Raw genomic sequence first — 17,914 nt, 5'->3', positions numbered from 1 at the left:
GCAGTCTAGGCGACCTGGTGTGCCGGTACCGCTGCCAACAATGTCACTGAGTGCCGTAGTCAAGAATCACCATTACGATAGTGTCGTGTCTACTACGCGTCTGATGATCATGGGCCTGGTCAGCTACCTGCAGCCCGTCCACGGCTACGACATCCGCAAGGAGTTGACCAGCTGGAACGTGGAGAGCTGGGCCAACGTGCAGCCGGGGTCGATCTATCACGCGTTGCGCAGGATGACCGAGGAGGGCCTGCTCGAGGCCGTCGACACCGAGCAGGTGGACGGGCGCCCGGCCCGCACGCGGTATCGGCTGACCAAGGCGGGCGAGGTCGAGTATCAGGCGATGCTGCGCCGGTACTGGTGGGAGTACCAGGAGCCGGTCGACCCGTTCCTCGCCGCCTTCGCGTTCCTGCCCTCGCTGTCGCGCTCCGAGGCGGCCGGCGCCCTGCGGGCCCGGGCGCGGCTCCTGGAGAGCTGGGTGGCGACCTATCGCGATAGCGGCGACGAGTGGACCGCCGGGAAGCCGGCGCACGTGGGCTGGCAGTTCGAGCTGACCATGGTGCGGGCCGAGGCGGAGGCCCGCTGGTGCCACGACGTCGCGACCCGGGTCGAGGCCGGTGAGGGCATGCAGTTCAACGAGGCTGCCGGCACGGACGGCGAGCACGGCGCCGAGGCCTGGCGCAAGGCGATCCGCGAGCAGTTCGGCGAGCCGACCGACGAGGACGACGAGTAAAACGCGATATAAAGCTTGACCGCGCGAACTATATCGCGTTAGTTTCTCCCTGCGAGACACGAGACGACAGGGAGACCGTCATGATCGAGACGAAGGGTCTGCGGAAGTCGTACCGCTCAAGGGCCGGTCGCGAGACCAAGGTCGTCGAAGCGGTGCGGGGGGTCGACCTCTCCGTCAAGGAGGGGGAGATCTACGGCTTCCTCGGCCCGAACGGCGCCGGCAAGACCACGACACTGCGGATGCTGGCCACGCTCATCACGCCCGACGGCGGCGAGGCCGTCATCGCCGGCGCCGACCTGCTGAAGAACCCCGGCGAGGTGCGCCGCCGGATCGGCTACGTCGCCCAGGGCGGCAGCACCTGGGACGAGAGCACCGCCCGCGAGGAGCTGGTGCTGCAGGCCCGCTTCTACGGCATCCACAAGGCCGAGGCGCTCCAGAGAGCCACGAAGGCCCTGGACGCGTTCCAGCTCACCGAATACGCGGACCGCAAGACGAAGACCTACTCCGGCGGCCAGCGCCGGCGGGTCGACATCGCGCTCGGCATCATCCACGGGCCGAAGGTCGTGTTCCTCGACGAGCCCACCACCGGTCTCGACCCGCAGAGCCGCGCCCACATGTGGGTCGAGGTCCGCCGCCTGCGCGACGAGGGCATGACCGTCTTCATCACCACGCACTACCTCGACGAGGCCGACGCCCTCTGCGACCGGATCGCGATCATGGACCACGGCGAGATCGTCACCGAGGGCACGGTCGACGACCTCAAGCGCGAGGTCGCCGGCGACGTGGTGACGGTCGGCGTCAACGGCGCCGGCACGAAAGCCACCGAACTGCTCAGGACGCAGGAGTACGTGCGCAAGATCGAGGAGAACGACGACCACTCGCTGCGCCTGTACGTCGACGAGGGCGCCGTCGCGATCCCGCACATCCTGCGGGTCCTGGACACCGCCGGGGTCGAGCTCAAGCAGATGGAGCTGCACCGCCCCAGCCTCGACGACGTCTTCCTCACCAAGACCGGCCGTTCACTTCGGGAAAGCTGAGTAGCGATGAAATTCCTCCGCGACACCTGGCTCGTCTTCAGCCGCCAGATGCAGCTCATGCTCCGCCAGCCGGTGTGGCTGATCGTCGGGGTCGTCCAGCCGCTGTTCTACCTGTTGCTCTTCGCGCCGCTGCTCAAGCCGGCCCTGGGGGTGCAGACCAACGCCGAGGCGTACAAGCTGTTCGTCCCCGGACTGCTGGTGCTGCTGGCCATGTTCGGCTCGCTGTTCACCGGCTTCGGCCTGATCGCCGAGCTGCGCGCCGGCGTCATCGAGCGCAGCCGGGTCACCCCGGTCAGCCGCCTGGCCCTGCTGGTCGGCCGCTCGCTGCGCGACGTCGTGTCGCTGCTGTTCCAGGCGGCGCTCATCGTCGTCATCGCGGTTGGGTTCGGGCTCAGCGTCGGCCTGCTCGACGTCCTGGCGGCGTTCGCGCTGATGGCGATCATCTCGCTGATGCTGTCGGCGTTCTCCTACGCGATCTCGCTGAAGCTGCGCAGCGAGGACGCCCTCGCGCCGCTGCTCAACACGATCTCGCAGCCGCTGCTGCTGACCGCGGGCATCCTGCTGCCGCTCACGTTCGCCCCGACCTGGCTCAAGCGGGTCGCCGACTGGAACCCGTTCTCCTGGGCCACCGACGGCGTCCGGGCCCTGTTCGCCGGCGACCCCGGCGCCGACTCCGTCTGGCAGGCCGCGGTCGTGGTCGGTGGCCTGACCCTGATCACCGTGGTCTGGGCCAGCCGCGCCTTCGCCAAGGGCGTCAGGTAGACAGCTGTACCGGTAACGACCGTCACCGTCCCGGCCCCTTCCACCACAGGGAGGGGCCGTGACACCGTCAACCCGTGCCGCGACTCGTCCGTGACCGCCTCACCTGGGTCATCTATGTGCAGCTCTCCCTGTGGTGCTACTTCCTCTACGGGTTCGGGCCGGTGGCCCCGCTGCTGCGCGACGAGCTGCACATCAGCCGCACCCTGGCCAGCCTGCACGGGACCGGCTTCGCCGTCGGCGGCATCGTCGGCGGCGCCGTCATCCCGGCCCTGACCCGCCGGTACGGCCGCCACCGCCTCATCTGGGGCGGCCTGATCCTGGTCAGCGCCGCCGCCGTGGGCATGTTCGCCGCGCACCACCTCGCCCTGACGCTGACCTTCGCGACCCTCGGCAGTTTCGGCGGTTCGCTGCTGGTCAACGGCGTCGTCGCGGCGCTCACCGAGCACCACGGCACCGCCGGTCCGGCCGCGATCAGCGAGGCCAACGCCGCCGCGGCCACCGTGGGCCTGGTCGCCCCGCTGATCGTCGGCCTCACCTACAGCGCCGGCCTCGGCTGGCGCGTCGGACTGGTGCTCGTGGTCATCCCCACCGCTCTTCTAGCGTTTTTCGCGGGGGTACGAGTGCCCGAGCCGCTCGCCCGCACCGGGTCGGACGGTCGGCGCGTTCGCGGCCTTCCGGGCACCTACTGGTTGGCCGCGACGAGCCTGTTCGCGACCGGGTCCGTCGAGGTCTGCCTGACGCTGTGGGGCAGTGACGTCCTGCGCGCCCACGCGGGCGTTTCGGCGGGGGTGGCCACGGCAGCGGTGTCGACGATGATCGCCGGGATGGTGACCGGACGGCTCGTCGGCGGGCGGCTGCTGCTGCGGTTCCGCCCGACCCGCATGCTGCTGGCGGCCCTGGGCGTGTCGGCGGCCGGCTTCGCGCTGTTCTGGTCGGCGACCGTGCCGTGGCCGGCGATGGCGGGCCTGTTCATCTGCGGGCTCGGCGTCGGCCTGCACTACCCGCTGGGCATCGGGCTGGCCCTCGCCCACTCCGACGGGCAGCCCGACCTCGCGGCCGCGCGGGCGTCCTTCGCCGTCGGGATCTCCTTCGCGGTCGCCCCGTTCGCGCTGGGCTCGATCGCCGACCAGGTCGGGCCGCACACCGCGTTTCTGCTCGTGCCGGCGTTCCTGCTGCTCAGCGCGGTGGTGGTGGCACGCCTGGAACGCGCCACCCTGCCCCCGGTGCCGGTCAGAGCCGTCGAGCCAGTGTGAGCCCGTCGGCGATCGGCAGCATCATCGACTCGACCCGGTCGTCGGCGAGGACCCGCCGGTTGAACTCGACGATCGCGAGGGTGCCCGCGTCGTCCGGGTCGGGGTTGAGCACGCGGCCGTGCCGCAGCACGTTGTCGACCAGGATCAGGCCGCCCGGCCGGGTGCGGGGCACGATCGCCTCCCAGTAGCCGAGGTAGCCGGTCTTGTCCGCGTCGATGAACGTCAGGTCGAGGTGCGGCTCCTCGGGCAGCGCCGCCAGGGTCTCCGCGGCCGGCCCGATGCGCAGCTCGACCCGGTCCTCCAGGCCGCCGCGCCGCCAGTACCGCCGGGCGATCGACGTGAACTCCTCGGACACGTCGAAACAGGTCAGCCGGCCACCGTCGGCGAGACCACGGGCGATCGCGATCGAGGACAGGCCGGTGAACGTGCCGATCTCCACCGCCCGCCGGGCACCGGTGATCCGGGTCAGCAGGGTCAGCAGCGCCGCCTGCTCCGGCGCCACCTGCATGACCGCGTCGTCCGGCAGCACCGCCGCGGTCTCCGCGATCAGGTCCCGCACCAGGTCGTCGGGCTCGCTGCCGTTGGCGACGACGTAGGCGTGCAGCGCGTCGGTGAGGGAGAGCGTCTGTCTCGTCATGGTTCGATCCTGCCCGACCGGTCGCCCGTCATGGTTCGATCCGTCCCGACCAGTGGCCCGTCATGGTTCGGTCCGTCCCGACCAGTGGCCCGTCACGGTTCGGTCCGTTTCGGCCGGTGGCCCGTCGTGGTTTCGGTCCGTTTCGGCCGGTGGCCCGTCGTGGTTTCGATCCGGCTCGGCCGGGGGGGCCGTCATGGTTCGATCCGGCCCGACCAGTAGTCGGTCAGCCGGACCCCGAGGATCGCCATCAGCACCCGCAGCGTCGGCAGCGACAACCCGACGACGTTGCCGTGGTCGCCCTCGATGCGGTCGATGAACACGCCGCCGAGCCCGTCGATGGTGAACGCGCCGGCCACGTGCAGCGGCTCACCGGTCGCCACGTAGGCGTCGACCTCCTCGTCGCTGGGCTCGGCGAAGTGCACGACCGTCTCGACGGTCTTCGACGTGTTGTTGCCGGTCGCCGTGTCGATCAGGCAGTGCCCGGTCTGCAGCACGCCGGAGCGACCCCGCATCGCCTTCCAGCGGGCCACCGCGTCGGCGGCGTCGACGGGCTTGCCGAGCGCCGCGCCCTCGAAGGACAACATCGAGTCGCAGCCGAGCACGAGCGCCCCCCGCAGCGACGGCTCCAGCGCCGCCGCGACCGCCTGGGCCTTGAGCTCGGCGAGGACCGTGGCGAGCGTGCCGCCGCCGGACGGATCGAACTCGGCCTCCGCCGCGGCTTCGTCGACGCCGCTGACGATGACCTGGTGATCGATGCCGGCGGATCGCAGCAAGTTGCGGCGGGCGGGGCTGGCCGAGGCGAGGATGAACGTCTTCACGGGACGGACGTTAGTACCATCGCGGCCATGCGGAAGCTCTGGGCCGAGTTCAAGGCGATCGCGATCGGCGGCACGGTCCTGGACCTGGCCCTGGGCTTCATCATCGGCTCGGCGTTCGCCACGCTGGTCCAGTCGTTCGTCACCAACCTGTTCCTGCAGGCGGTCGCCTCGGTCGTCGGGGAGCCCGACTTCCAGCAGCTGACGGTGACGGTGCACCGCACGCCGATCAAGTACGGCCAGTTCCTCAACGACCTGCTGCAGTTCCTGCTGCTGGCCGTCGCCCTCTTCGTGATCATCAAGTTCATGACCTGGATCGGCGTGGAGCGCGGCCGGTCCCTGGACACGCGGCAGTGCCCGTTCTGCTACGACCGGGTCCCGACCGCCGCGCTGCTGTGCCGGTCGTGCGGCCAGCAACTGGTCGAGGACCTGCCGACGCTCGCCCAGGCGGAGTTCCTGCAGGACGAGCGCGAGGCCCGCCGCTGGCCGACCCTGCCGGCCCTGCCACCGATCGCGATCCCACGCCGCCGGCACCCCGCACCCGGACCGCCGCCCCGCCAGGACGAGGCGCCGTGACCTCCGCGCGCTCACCGGACGACCGGCTGGGAGCAGCACCGAAACCCCTTGTGGGGCTCGCGAAACCCTTTGCACGGCATCGGCGAACCGACGTCGCGCGGCCTTCTTCACGACGCTAGCAAACCGATCCTAATCGATCTCCGAACGCGTTACCGGAAGTCTACAGCCAGCGACGAGGAGCGCCCGGACGGGCACTCTGGCGCCAGCGCGACACCGGGACCGGCGCCTGCGCCGGCGCCGCGGTAACGGCCGGGCGGCTGAACAACACGCCCACGATCGCCGCGACCTCTTCCGCCGTCGGCGTCCCCCGAACGACCTTGATCAGCGGTTCCTCGGCCACCGTGACCCCCTGAAAGTGTGCGAAACGTTGCCGTCTTGCGAGCATACGCATGCATCGGCGGCGCATACTCAAACGGAACGGGAGTCGATGGCGAGGTTGGGGGACGCATTGACGAACGTCCCACTCCGGGCCGCATCGATGCTCGTGGTCGGCGTGCTCCTCGGTGTGCTGCTGCCCGCGGTGCCCGCGCACGCCCGGGAAGGCGAGCAACCGGCGTCGATCTCCGCCTCGCTCCGATACCAGGTCACGTTCGTGGCGCGGTCCTGCGACTCCTACGCCGACGTGATGGCCAACCGGGTCCGCGACGACCACCTCGAAGCGGCGTCGGCGCCCGGCCGGGGCAACGCGTACAAGGACGGCCAGGCGGTCGACCCGGCGGTCGAGGCGGCCAACGGCGGCGGCTGCACCGCCCTGCCCGGATGGCATTTTTCACTGGGCGCCGGCCAGGAGAAGAAGGGCCCGCTGTCGACGGTGACCACGCCCGCCGTGGACTCCGGTGAGACCGTCGCCCAGGTGCCGCTGCTGGACGCGACCGGGCACAAGACCGACAAGCTCATCGACGGTGCGGTGACCCTGCAGCTGACGCCGGAGCAGGCCGGCGCGTCCACGCACCGGCAGCTCTGGGTGCAGGGCGGCACCCCCGGCGACCCGCTGCTGGCCGGCCCGCGGCCCGGCTACGGGTTCGGCGCCCTGCGCTGCGCGGCCGACGGGCACTCCGGCGGCAACGTGCAGTGGCTCGGCTTCCCGGCCGGGGCGCGGCACGTGTTCTGCTTCGCGTACTACGTGAGGTCCGCGCAGGCCCCGGGCACGCTCGTGGTCAAGGCCCGCACCGCGACCCCGGTCGGCTACCCGCAGCGCTTCGCCTTCGACGCCTCCGCGAGCTACACCGCCGACAAGCGGATCTACGCCGACACCACCACCGACGCGACCCTGGTGCGCAGCTCCGGCGGGTCGCCCGGCACGGTCGTCTCGCGGACCCCGGCCGGCTGGACGCTCACCGACCTGACCTGCGCGAAGAGCGGCGCCGGGCGCAGCCTCACCGCGACCGACGTGCCGACCGGCACCGCCACCGTGACCCTCGCCGCCGGGGAGGTCGTCACCTGCACGTTCACCTACACCCCGCCGGTCGCGCCGGCCGGGTTGACGCTGCGGCTGTTCGGCGACGCGCCCGGCGGGGCGTTCAACGTGTCGGTGGCCTCGGGCGGCGGCGCCGACCCGCCACGGCTGCTGCAGGCCGCGCCCGGCGGCGACGGGTCCGCGGTCGTCGCGACCGGTGCCGACCTGTCGACCCTGCTGCCGGGCGCGTATCCGGTGACGCTCACCGCCCCCGCCGGCGAGGCCGCCGCGTGGGCCCTCGCCGGGGCCAGCTGCGCGGGGACCGAGCTCAAGCCCGAGGGGCTGTCCGTCACGGTCCTGGTCGCCGCCGGCACCCCCACCGATTGCACGCTGCGGGTCACCCGCAAGGGCGGCACGATCCAGCTGCGGTCGGTGACCGTCGGCGGCATCGGGGCGGCGTCGTTCGTGATCGCGCCGCTCGCCCAGGGCACGCCCGGCTGGTCCGGCGTCGCGACCACCACCGCGCTCGGCGACGCCGCCCTCGCCCAGGGCGTGCCCGGCGCGCTGCCGCTGGGCGAATACCTGGTCACGCCGCTGCCGCCGCTCGCCACCGTCGACGGCAGCTGGCGCCTGAGCTCCTTCGCCTGCGACCCGGGCGAGTCGCAGGAGCTGCCCAACGTCGGCGCGGACGTCGTGCCGCTCACCGCCGCCGAGCCGGCCGCGAAGTGCACCGCGAGCTACCTGTTCGAGGAGGCGCACCAGCTGCAGGTCACGGTCCGGTTCGCGGGCAGCACCAGCGGCCGCGACGGCCCCGTCGTGCTCGACCTGGAGTGCACCGACGGCTCGACCGGCCGGGTCGTGCTCCCGGCGGACGACAACAGCGAGGCGACGCTGCCCACGCCGCTGGGCTTCCTCGACCCCACGAAGTGCACGGTGCAGCGCCCGGCCACCCCCGTGGCGGGCGGCGCGACGGTGAGCATCGGCGCGACGCTGGACCCCGCGCCCGGCAACGCGCCGCTGTCGATCCCGGGCACCGTCGCCATCGGTGAGGACGCCGGCAAGGACGTCGACCTCTACACCGTGACCGTGACGGTGACGTACACCGCCGACGATGCGGCACCGACCCAGCAGAAGGTGCTGGACACGTTCCGCATCCTGCCGGTGGCCCTGATCGGTGCCGGACTGGTCGGTATCGGGCTCGTCATCCTATTGATCATGGTCCTGCGGTCCCGCACCGACTGAAAAGAGTGATCTGAGCAGGATCCGGGCTGTCTGGAACGGGCGCTCGTTGGGTAGCGTCTGCGGTGATGATGCAGTCCAGATCCCTGATCGCCGAGCGCTACCGACTGATCGAGTCGCTCGGCGCCGGCGGCATGGGCCGGGTATGGCTCGCGCGGGACGAGATGCTGCGCCGCGACGTCGCGATCAAGGAGGTCATCCCGCCCGAGGGGCTGACCCCCGAGGAGCGCGAGGAGCTGCGGCTGCGCACTCTGCGTGAGGCCCGCGCCGCGGCCCGGCTCAACGACGCCAACGTGGTGCGGATCTACGACGTCGTGCAGTCGGAGCAGGCACCGTGGATCGTGATGGAGTACGTGCCGTCGCGCTCGCTGCATCAGGTGATCACCGACGACGGTCCGGTGCCGCCCGAACGGGCCGCGCAGATCGGTCTCGCCGTGCTCAACGCGTTGAAGGCCGCGCACGCCGCCGGGGTGCTGCACCGCGACGTCAAGCCCGGCAACGTGCTGCTCGCCGACACCGGACGGGTGGTGCTCACCGACTTCGGCCTCGCCGTCTTCGAGGGCGGCGACGGCGCGGTGACCCGCCCCGGCCTGATCCTCGGGTCGCCGCAGTACATCTCGCCGGAGCGGGCCCGGGAGGGCATCTCGGGCCCGGAGTCCGACCTGTGGTCGCTGGGCGCCACGCTCTACGCCGCCGTCGAGGGCCGCTCCCCGTATGCGCGCTCCACCACCTATGCGACCCTGACCGCCCTGGCCACCGAGGACCCCGACCCGGCGACCCGCGCGGGCGTGCTCAAGCCGGTCCTCAACGCGCTGCTGCGCAAGGACCCCCGGGCCCGGGCGGGCGTCGCGGAGACCGAGCGGCTGCTGCAGCGCGCCGCGTCCGGCGAGGGCCGGGCCTGGACCTGGACCCTGCCCCGGCCGCGCCGGTCACGCGAAGGACATCCGACCGGGTTGCGCAGCTCCTCCAGCGGTTCCTCCCGCGGCTCGTCGCACCCGCTCGGCGGGTCGGCGTCGCGGCCCGAGGCGCCGGTCAGCTCGCCGCCCGCGGGCCTGGAGCAGGCCAGCCCGGCGCCGTCCGAGGCCGCGACCACGCACCAGGGCCCGTCACCCGCACCGATCGACTTCCCGGGCAAGGCGCGGGGCAGCGCGGCGGTGCCGCCACCCGTCGGCGCCGGCCTGTATGCGCGAAACGCGCAAGGCGTGCGGCCGGAGGTGGTGAGCGCCAGCGACGACAGCGGCGCCTTCGACACCGTCCCGCGCGGCCGGCACCGCGCCCGCTGGATCGCGGGCGTCCTCATCGTGCTGGCCCTGTTCGTCGGGGCCATCGTCCTGATCGCCGACTCCGGCGACGACGACCCGCAGCGGACCCTGCCGCCGGGCGCGCAGACCACCAACCTGCCGGCCGGGCCGGCCGTGACCCCGGAGACCCCCGGGCCCGGTTCGGTGAGCCCCACCCCCAGCGTGTCGCCGGTCGTGCGCGGCAGCGTCGGGGCGACCGTGATGGACCTGCCCCCGGGCTTCCACTGGGAGACCGACGACAAGTACGGCTGGGCGGTCGCGGTGCCCAACGGCTGGCAGCGCTCGGTCAAGAAGGCCAGCTACCCGTCGATGATCTCCTTCACCGACCCGCTCGACGGGCGGTGGGAGATGGCGATCGACACGTCGTTCAACCCGCCGAAGGGAGACCCGGTCGCCGACTGGAAGGACCAGGAGGCGTCGCGGCTCAAGGACGGCATGTACCCCAACTACGAGCAGGTCCACATCCAGCCGTTCACCTTCCGGGACGGCTGGGCCTGCGCCGACTGGCAGTGGCGGTTCACGGCGCCGAGCGGGCGGCTGCACATCTCCAACCTCGGCTGCCGGGTCAACCCCGGCCGGGGCCACGCCATCTACTGGCAGACCCCGGACGGGGTGTGGGACGACTTCGCGACGGTGAACAAGTACAACATCATCCAGGCGTCGTTCAGAGTGACCGCCTGAACCCACCTAGAGCGGGATGTTGCCGTGCTTCTTCGGGGGCAGCGTCTCCCGCTTGGTCCGCAGCAGCCGCAGCGCCCGCACGATCTCCACCCGCGTGGTCGACGGCGGGATGACCCCGTCGATGTAGCCGCGCTCCGCCGCCACGTACGGGTTGGCGAGGGTGTCCTCGTACTCCTGGATCAGCTCGGCTCGCAGCCCGGCCGGGTCCTTCGCGTCCCGCAGCTCCTGCCGGTACAGGATGTTGACCGCGCCCTGCGCCCCCATGACCGCGATCTGCGCCGTCGGCCAGGCGAAGTTGAGGTCGGCACCGAGGTGCTTGGAGCCCATGACGTCGTAGGCGCCGCCGTAGGCCTTGCGGGTGATGACGGTGACCTTCGGGACGGTGGCCTCGGCGTACGCGTAGATGAGCTTCGCGCCGCGCCGGATGATGCCGTCCCACTCCTGGCTCGCGCCGGGCAGGAAGCCGGGCACGTCGACGAAGGTGAGGATCGGGATGTTGAACGCGTCGCAGGTCCGCACGAACCGCGCCGCCTTCTCCGACGCGTCGATGTCCAGGCAGCCGGCGAAGTGCATCGGCTGGTTGGCCACGACACCGACCGGGTGGCCCTCGACCCGGCCGAAGCCGATCAGGATGTTCTGCGCGAACAGCGGCTGCACCTCGAGGAAGTCCTCGACGACCGACTCGATGACGGTGTGCATGTCGTAGGGCTGGTTCGCCGAGTCCGGGATGACCGTGTCCAGCGCCAGGTCGTCCTCTTCGAGGTCGAGCGATGCCGGCAGCGGCACGACCGGCACGTCGTCCATGTTGTTGGACGGCAGGTAGGACAGCAGCGCCTTGACGTACTCGATCGCGTCGTCCTCGTCGGAGGCGAGGTAGTGCGCGTTGCCGGACTTCGTGTTGTGCGTCCGCGCCCCGCCCAGCTCCTCGAACTCGACGTCCTCGCCGGTCACCGTCTTGATGACGTCGGGGCCGGTGATGAACATGTGCGAGGTCTGGTCGACCATCACGGTGAAGTCGGTGACGGCGGGGGAGTAGACCGCGCCGCCGGCGCACGGACCCATGATCAGTGAGATCTGCGGGATCACGCCCGACGCGCGGACGTTGCGGAAGAAGATCTCGCCGTACAGGCCGAGCGAGACGACGCCCTCCTGGATGCGGGCGCCGCCGGAGTCGTTGATCCCCACGACCGGGCAGCCGATCTTCATCGCCAGGTCCATGACCTTCACGATCTTCTCGCCGAAGACCTCGCCGAGGCTGCCGCCGAAGATCGTGAAGTCCTGCGCGAACACGCAGATCTGGCGCCCGTCGACGGTGCCGTAACCGGTGACGACCCCGTCGCCGTACGGCCGGGACTGCTCCATGCCGAAGTTCGTCGACCGGTGCCGGGCGAGCTCGTCGAGCTCGACGAACGAGCCGGGGTCCAGCAGCAGTTCGATCCGCTCGCGGGCCGTCTTCTTGCCCCTGGCGTGCTGTTTCTCCACCGCCCGGGCCGAGCCCGCGTGGACCGCCTCGTCGGTGCGCCGGCCCAGATCGGCCAGCTTCCCGGCGGTCGTGTGGATGTCCGCGCCGACACCAACCTGCTCAATGGTCACGTTCGGCATCGTAATCGCGCGGGGATACGGTCGACCTGTGAACATTTACACCGACCTCGAGCGCCCTCCGCTGCGTGCCGCGGCGCTCAGGCGCGCGCTGGTCGTCCCGGGAGGATTCTGGACGGACCTGCGGGTCGTCGAGGAGACCGGCTCGACCAACGCCGATGTGGCCGCCGCCGCCCGGGCCGGCGCCGCCGAGGGCCTGGTGATCGTCGCCGAGCGGCAGACCGCGGGCCGGGGCCGGCTGGGCCGGCAGTGGCAGTCGCCGCCCCGGGCCGGCCTGGCGCTGAGCATCCTGCTGCGCCCGGCGGTGCCGGTGGCCCGCTGGGGCTGGTTGCCGCTGCTCGCCGGGGTGGCCCTCGCGGAGGCGGTGCGCCGGGTGGCCCGCCTCGACGCCTACCTGAAGTGGCCCAACGACCTGCTGCTGCAGGGTGACCGCAAGACCGCCGGCATCCTCGCCGAGGGGGTCGGTGACGGGGCCGTCGTGGTCGGCATCGGGCTCAACACCACGCTGCGTGAACATGAGCTGCCCCGCCCCGACGCGACGTCACTCGCGCTCGCGGGTGCCACCAGCGCCGATCGTGACCCGCTGCTGCGCGCCCTGTTGCGCAGCTTCGAGGAGGTGTACGGGCGGTGGCAGGCCGGTGACGACGCCGGCGTTCGCGAGGCGTACCTCTTCCACTGCGGGACGATCGGGCGCCGGGTCCGGGTCGAACTGCCCGGCGGCAGCACCCTGACCGGCATCGCCGCCGGCGTCGACCCCGACGGCCGGCTGCAGGTCACGGACCCTTCGGGCGAGGTGCACACGGTCGCGGCGGGCGACGTGGTGCACGTGCGCACCGACCAGACCACAGACCCGACGCAAGGACCGGCTCACGAGACGACCGGGTAGGCCAATGTCGGGCGCGCCGCGAAGGGTCTAGCCTCACCTCGACATTCATGAACGAGGAGGTTGGCGTGGGGTTCCCGGAAAGCGTCCTGACCAAGGACGAGCAGGTGGTGCTGCACCTGCACCCCCACTGGAAGGCACTGTTCCTGCCGGTGCTGTGGTTCGTCCTCACCGCCGCCGTGATCGCGGCCGTTTCCCTGTTCACGGGCGTGGGCACGATCGGCACGCTGATCGCGGCCGGCGTCGGCCTGGTGGTCGTGCTGGTGGTCACCGTGTGGCCGTGGATCAAGTGGAAGACCACCCACTACGTCTTCACCAACGAGCGGGTGATCATGCGCAGCGGCGTGTTCTCGCGGAGTGGCCGGGACATCCCGCTGGGCCGGGTCAACGACGTGTCGTTCTCGCACTCGCTGTTCGAGCGGATGCTCGGCTGCGGCACGCTGACCATCGAGTCGGCCGGCGAGCGGGGCCAGGTCCAGCTCACCGACATCCCGCAGGTGGAGAAGACCCAGAGCATGCTCTACGAGCTGGTCGACGCCGACCGGCAGAAGCACACCTTCGGCGACGACGACCGTCAGGCGCTCGTCGACGAGATCAAGAACGACGCGACCTCCTGACGCTTCGCGTCATCCGGAAGGCCTGGTGCATCAGGCCTTCCGGAACACGGACGTTCAGCGGTGGCCGGCGGGGGACTCCAGCTCGTCCATCAGCTCGTCGTCGTGGGAGTGCCGCGGCACGGGTGCGACGGCGACGTCGGTGAGCGCGACCTCGAGGGCCTCGACCTCGGCCTCCAGTTCGGCGTCCGCGATCACCTGCGGGTCGTCCGAGACGACCGGGGCGTGGAAGACGAACGTCCGGTACGCCCAGAAGCGGAACACCATCGCGATGCCGATGCCGAGCGCGCTGGCGATGTTGAACGCGAGGCGGTCGGCGCTGTTGGTCTCGCTGAAGCCCAGCCCGTACTTCGCCACGGCGAGGACCGCGCCCTGGATCAGCAGGCCGATGCCGTTGAGGGCGAAGAACATCGTGTATTCGCGCCGCATGCTCCTGCGGTCGCTGGCCCGGTAGGTCCACTGCCGGTTGAGGAAGTAGGACGCGGTCGTCGCGACCACTGCGGCGACGATCTTCGCCTTGAGCGGGCCGATCGACAGCAGCAGGTTGAGCACCGCGAAGTCGATGACCGTGTTGATGCCGCCGACCGACAGGAACTTGAACAGTTCGGTGACGAGCGAACGATGCCGCTCGGGGACGAACCGGTCGCGGAGGTTGCTGGCAAGGCGCACCGTGCAACCTTACGGTAGGTCACCAACCATCGCCCCGGATACACCGCAGACTGCGGGCCAGCTCACCCGCATCTTGACCACTGCGCAACCAGGTCGTTACCTGCTGCCGAGTTTAAAGCGGATCAGGCCGGTTCGGCGGCCTTGCGGAAAACAATGTTCCGGTATGACCAGAAGCGGAACAGTGTGCCGAGCACCAAGCCGACCACGTTGGCCGCGATGTTGTCGGCGATCTTGCCCTGGAAGAACGGCCACACCGAGCCGAGCCCGTAGTGGCTCGCCCCGAGGCAGGCCAGGCCGATGGCCAGCCCGACGAGGTTGAACAGGAAGTACAGGCTGTACTCGCGCCGCAGGTTGGTCCGCTCCCGGTCCCGCCAGGTCCAGAACCGGTTGCCGATGAACGCGACCGTCGCGGCGACCACCGTGGAGATCGTCTTCGCGATCAGCGTCGGCGTCCCGCTGAAGAGCAGCACGTTGAAGATGGTCACGTCGACCACGAACGACACGATCCCCACCGTGCCGAACTTGCCCAGTTCGCGCACGAGGTGCTCGAAGCGGGCGAACAGCCCGCGCAGGCCGCCCGGGCCCGGCCCGGCCGCTACCGACTGCAGTTCCGTCACGTCGCAGAGGGTACGGCACCGGTGACCTCAGCGGGCCCACGTGCCCCAGACCGAACACTTTGCGCATTGGTGCGCGGTTGACGAAAAGTTCACGCGTGATTCTGCGAACGGGTGCGAGATTCTTCGTCCCTTGTGCAGGTTTTCACAAGCTCTCACACTGCCCGGCCAGTGTGGCCGGTTTACGCTGAGGGAAATCAGTCGAACGTTTCCACGGCCGCTCGCAGCATCGCGCGCCGTGCTTTGGCATTTGCATTGCGTTGCTTTTGTCAGGGTTTGTACGCCCAGGTCAACGCCGACCACGAGGAGATCTCGAACATGTCCGCACCGGTCACCGTCCCCGGCCTCGACCAGGCACCCACCGCCCACCCCAAGCTCCTCGCGTGGGTTCGCGAGGTCGCCGAGCTCACCAGACCCGACCGCGTCGTGTGGTGCGACGGTTCCGAGGGGGAGTGGCGCCGCATCACCGACGAGCTGGTCGACAAACAGGTGCTCGTGCGACTGCGGCAGAAGCCCAACTCGTTCTGGGCCCGCACCGACCCGTCGGACGTGGCCCGGGTCGAGGAGCGCACGTTCATCTGCTCCGCCGACGAGGCCGACGCCGGCCCGACGAACAACTGGATGGCCCCCGCGGAGATGAAGCGGGTGATGACGGAGCTGTACGACGGCTCGATGCGCGGCCGCACCATGTACGTCGTGCCGTTCTGCATGGGCCCGCTGACCGCCGAGCAGCCGATGTTCGGCGTCGAGCTGACCGACTCGCCGTACGTGGTCGCCTCCATGCGGATCATGACCCGGATGGGCGCCGACGTGCTCGACCGGATGGGCGCCGACGCGACCTTCGTGCCCTGCCTGCACTCGGTGGGCGCACCGCTCGCGCCCGGGCAGGACGACGTCGCGTGGCCGTGCAGTGACACCAAGTACATCTCCCACTTCCCCGACAGCCGCGAGATCTGGAGCTACGGCTCCGGCTACGGCGGCAACTCCCTGCTGGGCAAGAAGTGCTTCTCGCTGCGCATCGCCAGCGTCATGGGCCGCGACGAGGGCTGGCTCGCCGAGCACATGCTGATCCTGAAGCTGACCGGCCCGAGCGGCCAGGTGAAATACGTCGCGGCGGCGTTCCCCAGCGCCTGCGGCAAGACCAACCTGGCGATGCTGGAGCCGACCATCCCCGGCTGGAAGGTCGAGACGCTCGGCGACGACATCGCCTGGATGCGGTTCGGCGACGACGGCCGGCTGTACGCGGTCAACCCCGAGTTCGGCCTGTTCGGCGTGGCACCTGGCACCGACTGGAAGACCAACCCCAACGCGATGCGGACCCTCGCCAAGGGCAACTCGCTCTTCACCAACGTGGCGATGACCGACGACGGCGACATCTGGTGGGAGGGCATGGGCGAGCCGCCCGCGCACCTCACCGACTGGAAGGGCCGGGACTGGACCCCTTCGTCGGACGAGCCTTCCTCGCACCCGAACTCCCGGTTCTGCACCCCGATCGAGCAGTGCCCGATCCTCGCCGACGAGTACGCCGATCCCCGCGGCGTGCCGATCGACGCGATCCTCTTCGGCGGCCGGCGCAAGACCACGATCCCGCTGGTCACGGAGGCGCGCGACTGGACGCACGGCGTCTACCTCGGCGCGACCCTGTCCAGCGAGACCACCGCCGCGGCGGCCGGCAAGGTCGGCGTGGTCCGCCGCGACCCGATGGCCATGCTGCCGTTCATCGGCTACAACGCCGGCGATTACTTCGCCCACTGGATCGGGATGGGGAAGGGTTACGCGGGGGATCCCGGCAAGTTGCCGCAGATCTTCTACGTCAACTGGTTCCGCCGCGGCGACGACGGCCGCTTTCTGTGGCCCGGCTTCGGCGAGAACGCCCGCGTGCTGAAGTGGGTCGTCGAGCGCATCGAAGGCACCGCGGCAGCCGTGGAGACCCCGATCGGCCGGGTGCCGGCACCCGGCTCGCTCGACGTCGAGGGCCTGGACCTGACGGCCGAGGACCTGGCCCTGGCGCTGCGGGTGGACGCCGACGAATGGCGCGCCGAGATCCCCCAGGTGGTCGAGTGGTTCGAGCGGTTCGGTGACAAACTGCCGAGCGTGCTCTGGGCCGAACTCGACGGTCTGAAGGCTCGCCTCGACGCCGCATAGCCCCTGGTCGGCGGCCGGTCAGTCAGGAGATCGGCCGCCCTCCCACCCGCCGTTCAGCACTGTCCGGTGCACGCCTGACGGTGTCGCTTTGCCCGGTAGGTCGCTACTCTTCTCGACCGTGGGCCTGCGTGACGTGGTGTATTCGTTGTACGAGAAGCGTCTCGCCCGACGGCTGCACGGCAAACCTCAGCCGCGGCACGTCGGGGTGATCGTCGACGGCAACCGACGCTGGGCGCGCGAGATGGGCTACGTCGACCCCAACGACGGCCATCGCGTCGGCGCCGAGCGGATCAAGGAGCTGCTGCGCTGGTGCGACGGGGCGACCGTCTCGCACGTCACGCTGTGGCTGCTGTCGACCGACAACCTGTCCCGGCCGTCCGCCGAGCTCGACCCGCTGCTGCAGATCATCGAGAACCTCGCCGCCGAGCTCGCCGCCGAGGGCAACCCCTGGCAGCTGCGCATGGTCGGCGCCCTGGACCTGCTCCCGACCGCCAGCGCCCAGTCCCTGAAGGCGGCCGAGGAGCGCACCGTCAACCGCACCGGCGGCGCCCAGGTCAGCCTCGCCGTCGGCTACGGCGGGCGCCGCGAGATCGCCGACGCGGTCCGCTCCCTGCTGCACGAGCACGCGAAGGCGGGCACGTCCATCGAGGAGCTCGCCGAGATCCTCGATGTCGACCACATCTCCGACCACCTGTACACCCGCGGCCTGCCCGACCCCGACCTGGTGATCAGGACCAGCGGCGAGCAGCGCCTGTCGGGCTTCCTGCTGTGGCAGAGCGCCCACTCGGAGTTCTACTTCTGCGACGTGCACTGGCCCAGCTTCCGCCGCGTCGACTTCCTGCGCGCGCTGCGCTCCTACGCCAACCGCCAACGCCGCTACGGCACTTGAGCTAGCTGCCGCGCCGGAGGCGCGGCGGCGGGGGTTGCTGTAATGCTGCCGCGCCGGAGGCGCGGCGGCGGGGG

At 70.8% G+C, this 17,914-nt stretch carries 17 protein-coding genes; 11 read left to right on the top strand and 6 right to left on the bottom strand.

The window, feature by feature from the left end:
• Nucleotides 1–85 precede the first annotated feature (85 nt).
• The 4 genes from Dsi01nite_RS21925 (at nucleotide 86) to Dsi01nite_RS21910 (ending at nucleotide 3,782) form a co-directional block, all read left to right on the top strand.
• A complete protein-coding gene (locus tag Dsi01nite_RS21925) occupies nucleotides 86–730 on the top strand; it encodes a PadR family transcriptional regulator (RefSeq protein WP_239136074.1) in 645 nt (214 codons plus the stop codon).
• Nucleotides 731–810: 80 nt separating this feature from the next.
• Nucleotides 811–1,767: an ATP-binding cassette domain-containing protein gene (locus tag Dsi01nite_RS21920; protein ID WP_203848090.1), complete on the top strand. Its 957-nt coding sequence runs from the start codon at nucleotides 811–813 to the stop codon at nucleotides 1,765–1,767.
• A 6-nt stretch (nucleotides 1,768–1,773) separates the two neighbouring features.
• Nucleotides 1,774–2,529: an ABC transporter permease gene (locus Dsi01nite_RS21915; RefSeq protein ID WP_203848089.1), complete on the top strand. Its 756-nt coding sequence runs from the start codon at nucleotides 1,774–1,776 to the stop codon at nucleotides 2,527–2,529.
• Nucleotides 2,530–2,603: 74 nt separating this feature from the next.
• Nucleotides 2,604–3,782, top strand: coding sequence for an MFS transporter (locus Dsi01nite_RS21910; RefSeq protein WP_203848088.1), 1,179 nt, complete (start codon nucleotides 2,604–2,606; stop codon nucleotides 3,780–3,782).
• Here Dsi01nite_RS21910 and Dsi01nite_RS21905 read toward each other — a convergent pair.
• Together Dsi01nite_RS21905 and Dsi01nite_RS21900 are read right to left on the bottom strand one after the other, a co-directional pair.
• On the bottom strand, nucleotides 3,760–4,419 hold the full coding sequence (locus Dsi01nite_RS21905; protein ID WP_203848087.1) for an O-methyltransferase: 660 nt from the start codon (nucleotides 4,417–4,419) through the stop codon (nucleotides 3,760–3,762). The two genes, Dsi01nite_RS21910 and Dsi01nite_RS21905, sit on opposite strands and share 23 nt — an antisense overlap.
• A gap of 191 nt (nucleotides 4,420–4,610) precedes the next feature.
• On the bottom strand, nucleotides 4,611–5,237 hold the full coding sequence (locus tag Dsi01nite_RS21900) for a Maf family protein (protein ID WP_203848086.1): 627 nt from the start codon (nucleotides 5,235–5,237) through the stop codon (nucleotides 4,611–4,613).
• A gap of 27 nt (nucleotides 5,238–5,264) precedes the next feature.
• Here Dsi01nite_RS21900 and mscL point away from each other — a divergent pair, with 27 nt between their 5' ends.
• On the top strand, nucleotides 5,265–5,810 hold the full coding sequence (gene mscL, locus Dsi01nite_RS21895; RefSeq protein ID WP_203848085.1) for a large conductance mechanosensitive channel protein MscL: 546 nt from the start codon (nucleotides 5,265–5,267) through the stop codon (nucleotides 5,808–5,810).
• Nucleotides 5,811–5,970: 160 nt separating this feature from the next.
• Here mscL and Dsi01nite_RS21890 read toward each other — a convergent pair whose 3' ends face one another.
• Complete coding sequence (locus Dsi01nite_RS21890) at nucleotides 5,971–6,195, bottom strand: acyl-CoA carboxylase subunit epsilon (protein ID WP_203848173.1); 225 nt, start codon at nucleotides 6,193–6,195, stop codon at nucleotides 5,971–5,973.
• A gap of 42 nt (nucleotides 6,196–6,237) precedes the next feature.
• On the opposite strand from Dsi01nite_RS21890, the gene Dsi01nite_RS21885 reads away from it, so the two are divergent.
• Both Dsi01nite_RS21885 and Dsi01nite_RS21880 read left to right on the top strand, forming a co-directional pair.
• Entirely contained in the window at nucleotides 6,238–8,448 is a 2,211-nt protein-coding gene (locus Dsi01nite_RS21885; protein ID WP_203848084.1) for a prealbumin-like fold domain-containing protein, read from the top strand.
• 65 nt (nucleotides 8,449–8,513) lie between these two features.
• Nucleotides 8,514–10,427 (top strand): serine/threonine-protein kinase, encoded by a 1,914-nt coding sequence (locus Dsi01nite_RS21880; RefSeq protein ID WP_203848083.1) that lies wholly within the window; start codon nucleotides 8,514–8,516, stop codon nucleotides 10,425–10,427.
• Nucleotides 10,428–10,433: 6 nt separating this feature from the next.
• On the opposite strand, the gene Dsi01nite_RS21875 is transcribed toward Dsi01nite_RS21880, so the two are convergent.
• Entirely contained in the window at nucleotides 10,434–12,029 is a 1,596-nt protein-coding gene (locus Dsi01nite_RS21875; RefSeq protein ID WP_203848082.1) for an acyl-CoA carboxylase subunit beta, read from the bottom strand.
• Here Dsi01nite_RS21875 and Dsi01nite_RS21870 point away from each other — a divergent pair.
• A complete protein-coding gene (locus Dsi01nite_RS21870; protein ID WP_203848081.1) occupies nucleotides 12,013–12,912 on the top strand; it encodes a biotin--[acetyl-CoA-carboxylase] ligase in 900 nt (299 codons plus the stop codon). The two genes, Dsi01nite_RS21875 and Dsi01nite_RS21870, sit on opposite strands and share 17 nt — an antisense overlap.
• Nucleotides 12,913–12,977: 65 nt before the next feature.
• The gene (locus tag Dsi01nite_RS21865; protein ID WP_203848080.1) at nucleotides 12,978–13,526 is read left to right on the top strand and encodes a PH domain-containing protein; all 549 of its coding nucleotides are present in this window, start codon (nucleotides 12,978–12,980) and stop codon (nucleotides 13,524–13,526) included.
• Between the two features lie 54 nt (nucleotides 13,527–13,580).
• Here Dsi01nite_RS21865 and Dsi01nite_RS21860 read toward each other — a convergent pair whose 3' ends face one another.
• Both Dsi01nite_RS21860 and Dsi01nite_RS21855 read right to left on the bottom strand, forming a co-directional pair.
• Nucleotides 13,581–14,192: a GtrA family protein gene (locus Dsi01nite_RS21860; protein ID WP_203848079.1), complete on the bottom strand. Its 612-nt coding sequence runs from the start codon at nucleotides 14,190–14,192 to the stop codon at nucleotides 13,581–13,583.
• 122 nt (nucleotides 14,193–14,314) lie between these two features.
• Nucleotides 14,315–14,809 carry a GtrA family protein gene (locus tag Dsi01nite_RS21855; protein ID WP_203848078.1) on the bottom strand — a complete coding sequence of 165 codons (495 nt, stop codon included), beginning with the start codon at nucleotides 14,807–14,809 and terminating at the stop codon, nucleotides 14,315–14,317.
• A 315-nt stretch (nucleotides 14,810–15,124) separates the two neighbouring features.
• Here Dsi01nite_RS21855 and Dsi01nite_RS21850 point away from each other — a divergent pair, with 315 nt between their 5' ends.
• Nucleotides 15,125–16,951: a phosphoenolpyruvate carboxykinase (GTP) gene (locus Dsi01nite_RS21850; RefSeq protein WP_203848172.1), complete on the top strand. Its 1,827-nt coding sequence runs from the start codon at nucleotides 15,125–15,127 to the stop codon at nucleotides 16,949–16,951.
• Between the two features lie 118 nt (nucleotides 16,952–17,069).
• On the top strand, nucleotides 17,070–17,840 hold the full coding sequence (locus Dsi01nite_RS21845) for an isoprenyl transferase (RefSeq protein WP_203848077.1): 771 nt from the start codon (nucleotides 17,070–17,072) through the stop codon (nucleotides 17,838–17,840).
• Nucleotides 17,841–17,914 lie beyond the last annotated feature (74 nt).

Origin of the sequence: Dactylosporangium siamense (assembly GCF_016862795.1) — a bacterium.
Lineage (GTDB): Bacteria > Actinomycetota > Actinomycetes > Mycobacteriales > Micromonosporaceae > Dactylosporangium > Dactylosporangium siamense.
The sequence above is the reverse complement of the archived record's forward strand: the minus strand, read 5'-3'. Positions and strand labels throughout refer to the sequence as shown.

Coding starts and splice junctions, on each gene's coding strand:
- Dsi01nite_RS21920 (WP_203848090.1), top strand. CDS start 811: ATGATCGAGACGAAGGGTCTGCGGAAGTCGTACCGCTCAAGGGCCGGT.
- Dsi01nite_RS21915 (WP_203848089.1), top strand. CDS start 1,774: ATGAAATTCCTCCGCGACACCTGGCTCGTCTTCAGCCGCCAGATGCAG.
- Dsi01nite_RS21905 (WP_203848087.1), bottom strand. CDS start 4,419: ATGACGAGACAGACGCTCTCCCTCACCGACGCGCTGCACGCCTACGTC.
- mscL (WP_203848085.1), top strand. CDS start 5,265: ATGCGGAAGCTCTGGGCCGAGTTCAAGGCGATCGCGATCGGCGGCACG.
- Dsi01nite_RS21890 (WP_203848173.1), bottom strand. CDS start 6,195: ATGCTCGCAAGACGGCAACGTTTCGCACACTTTCAGGGGGTCACGGTG.
- Dsi01nite_RS21885 (WP_203848084.1), top strand. CDS start 6,238: ATGGCGAGGTTGGGGGACGCATTGACGAACGTCCCACTCCGGGCCGCA.
- Dsi01nite_RS21880 (WP_203848083.1), top strand. CDS start 8,514: ATGATGCAGTCCAGATCCCTGATCGCCGAGCGCTACCGACTGATCGAG.
- Dsi01nite_RS21870 (WP_203848081.1), top strand. CDS start 12,013: ATGGTCACGTTCGGCATCGTAATCGCGCGGGGATACGGTCGACCTGTG.
- Dsi01nite_RS21875 (WP_203848082.1), bottom strand. CDS start 12,029: ATGCCGAACGTGACCATTGAGCAGGTTGGTGTCGGCGCGGACATCCAC.
- Dsi01nite_RS21850 (WP_203848172.1), top strand. CDS start 15,125: ATGTCCGCACCGGTCACCGTCCCCGGCCTCGACCAGGCACCCACCGCC.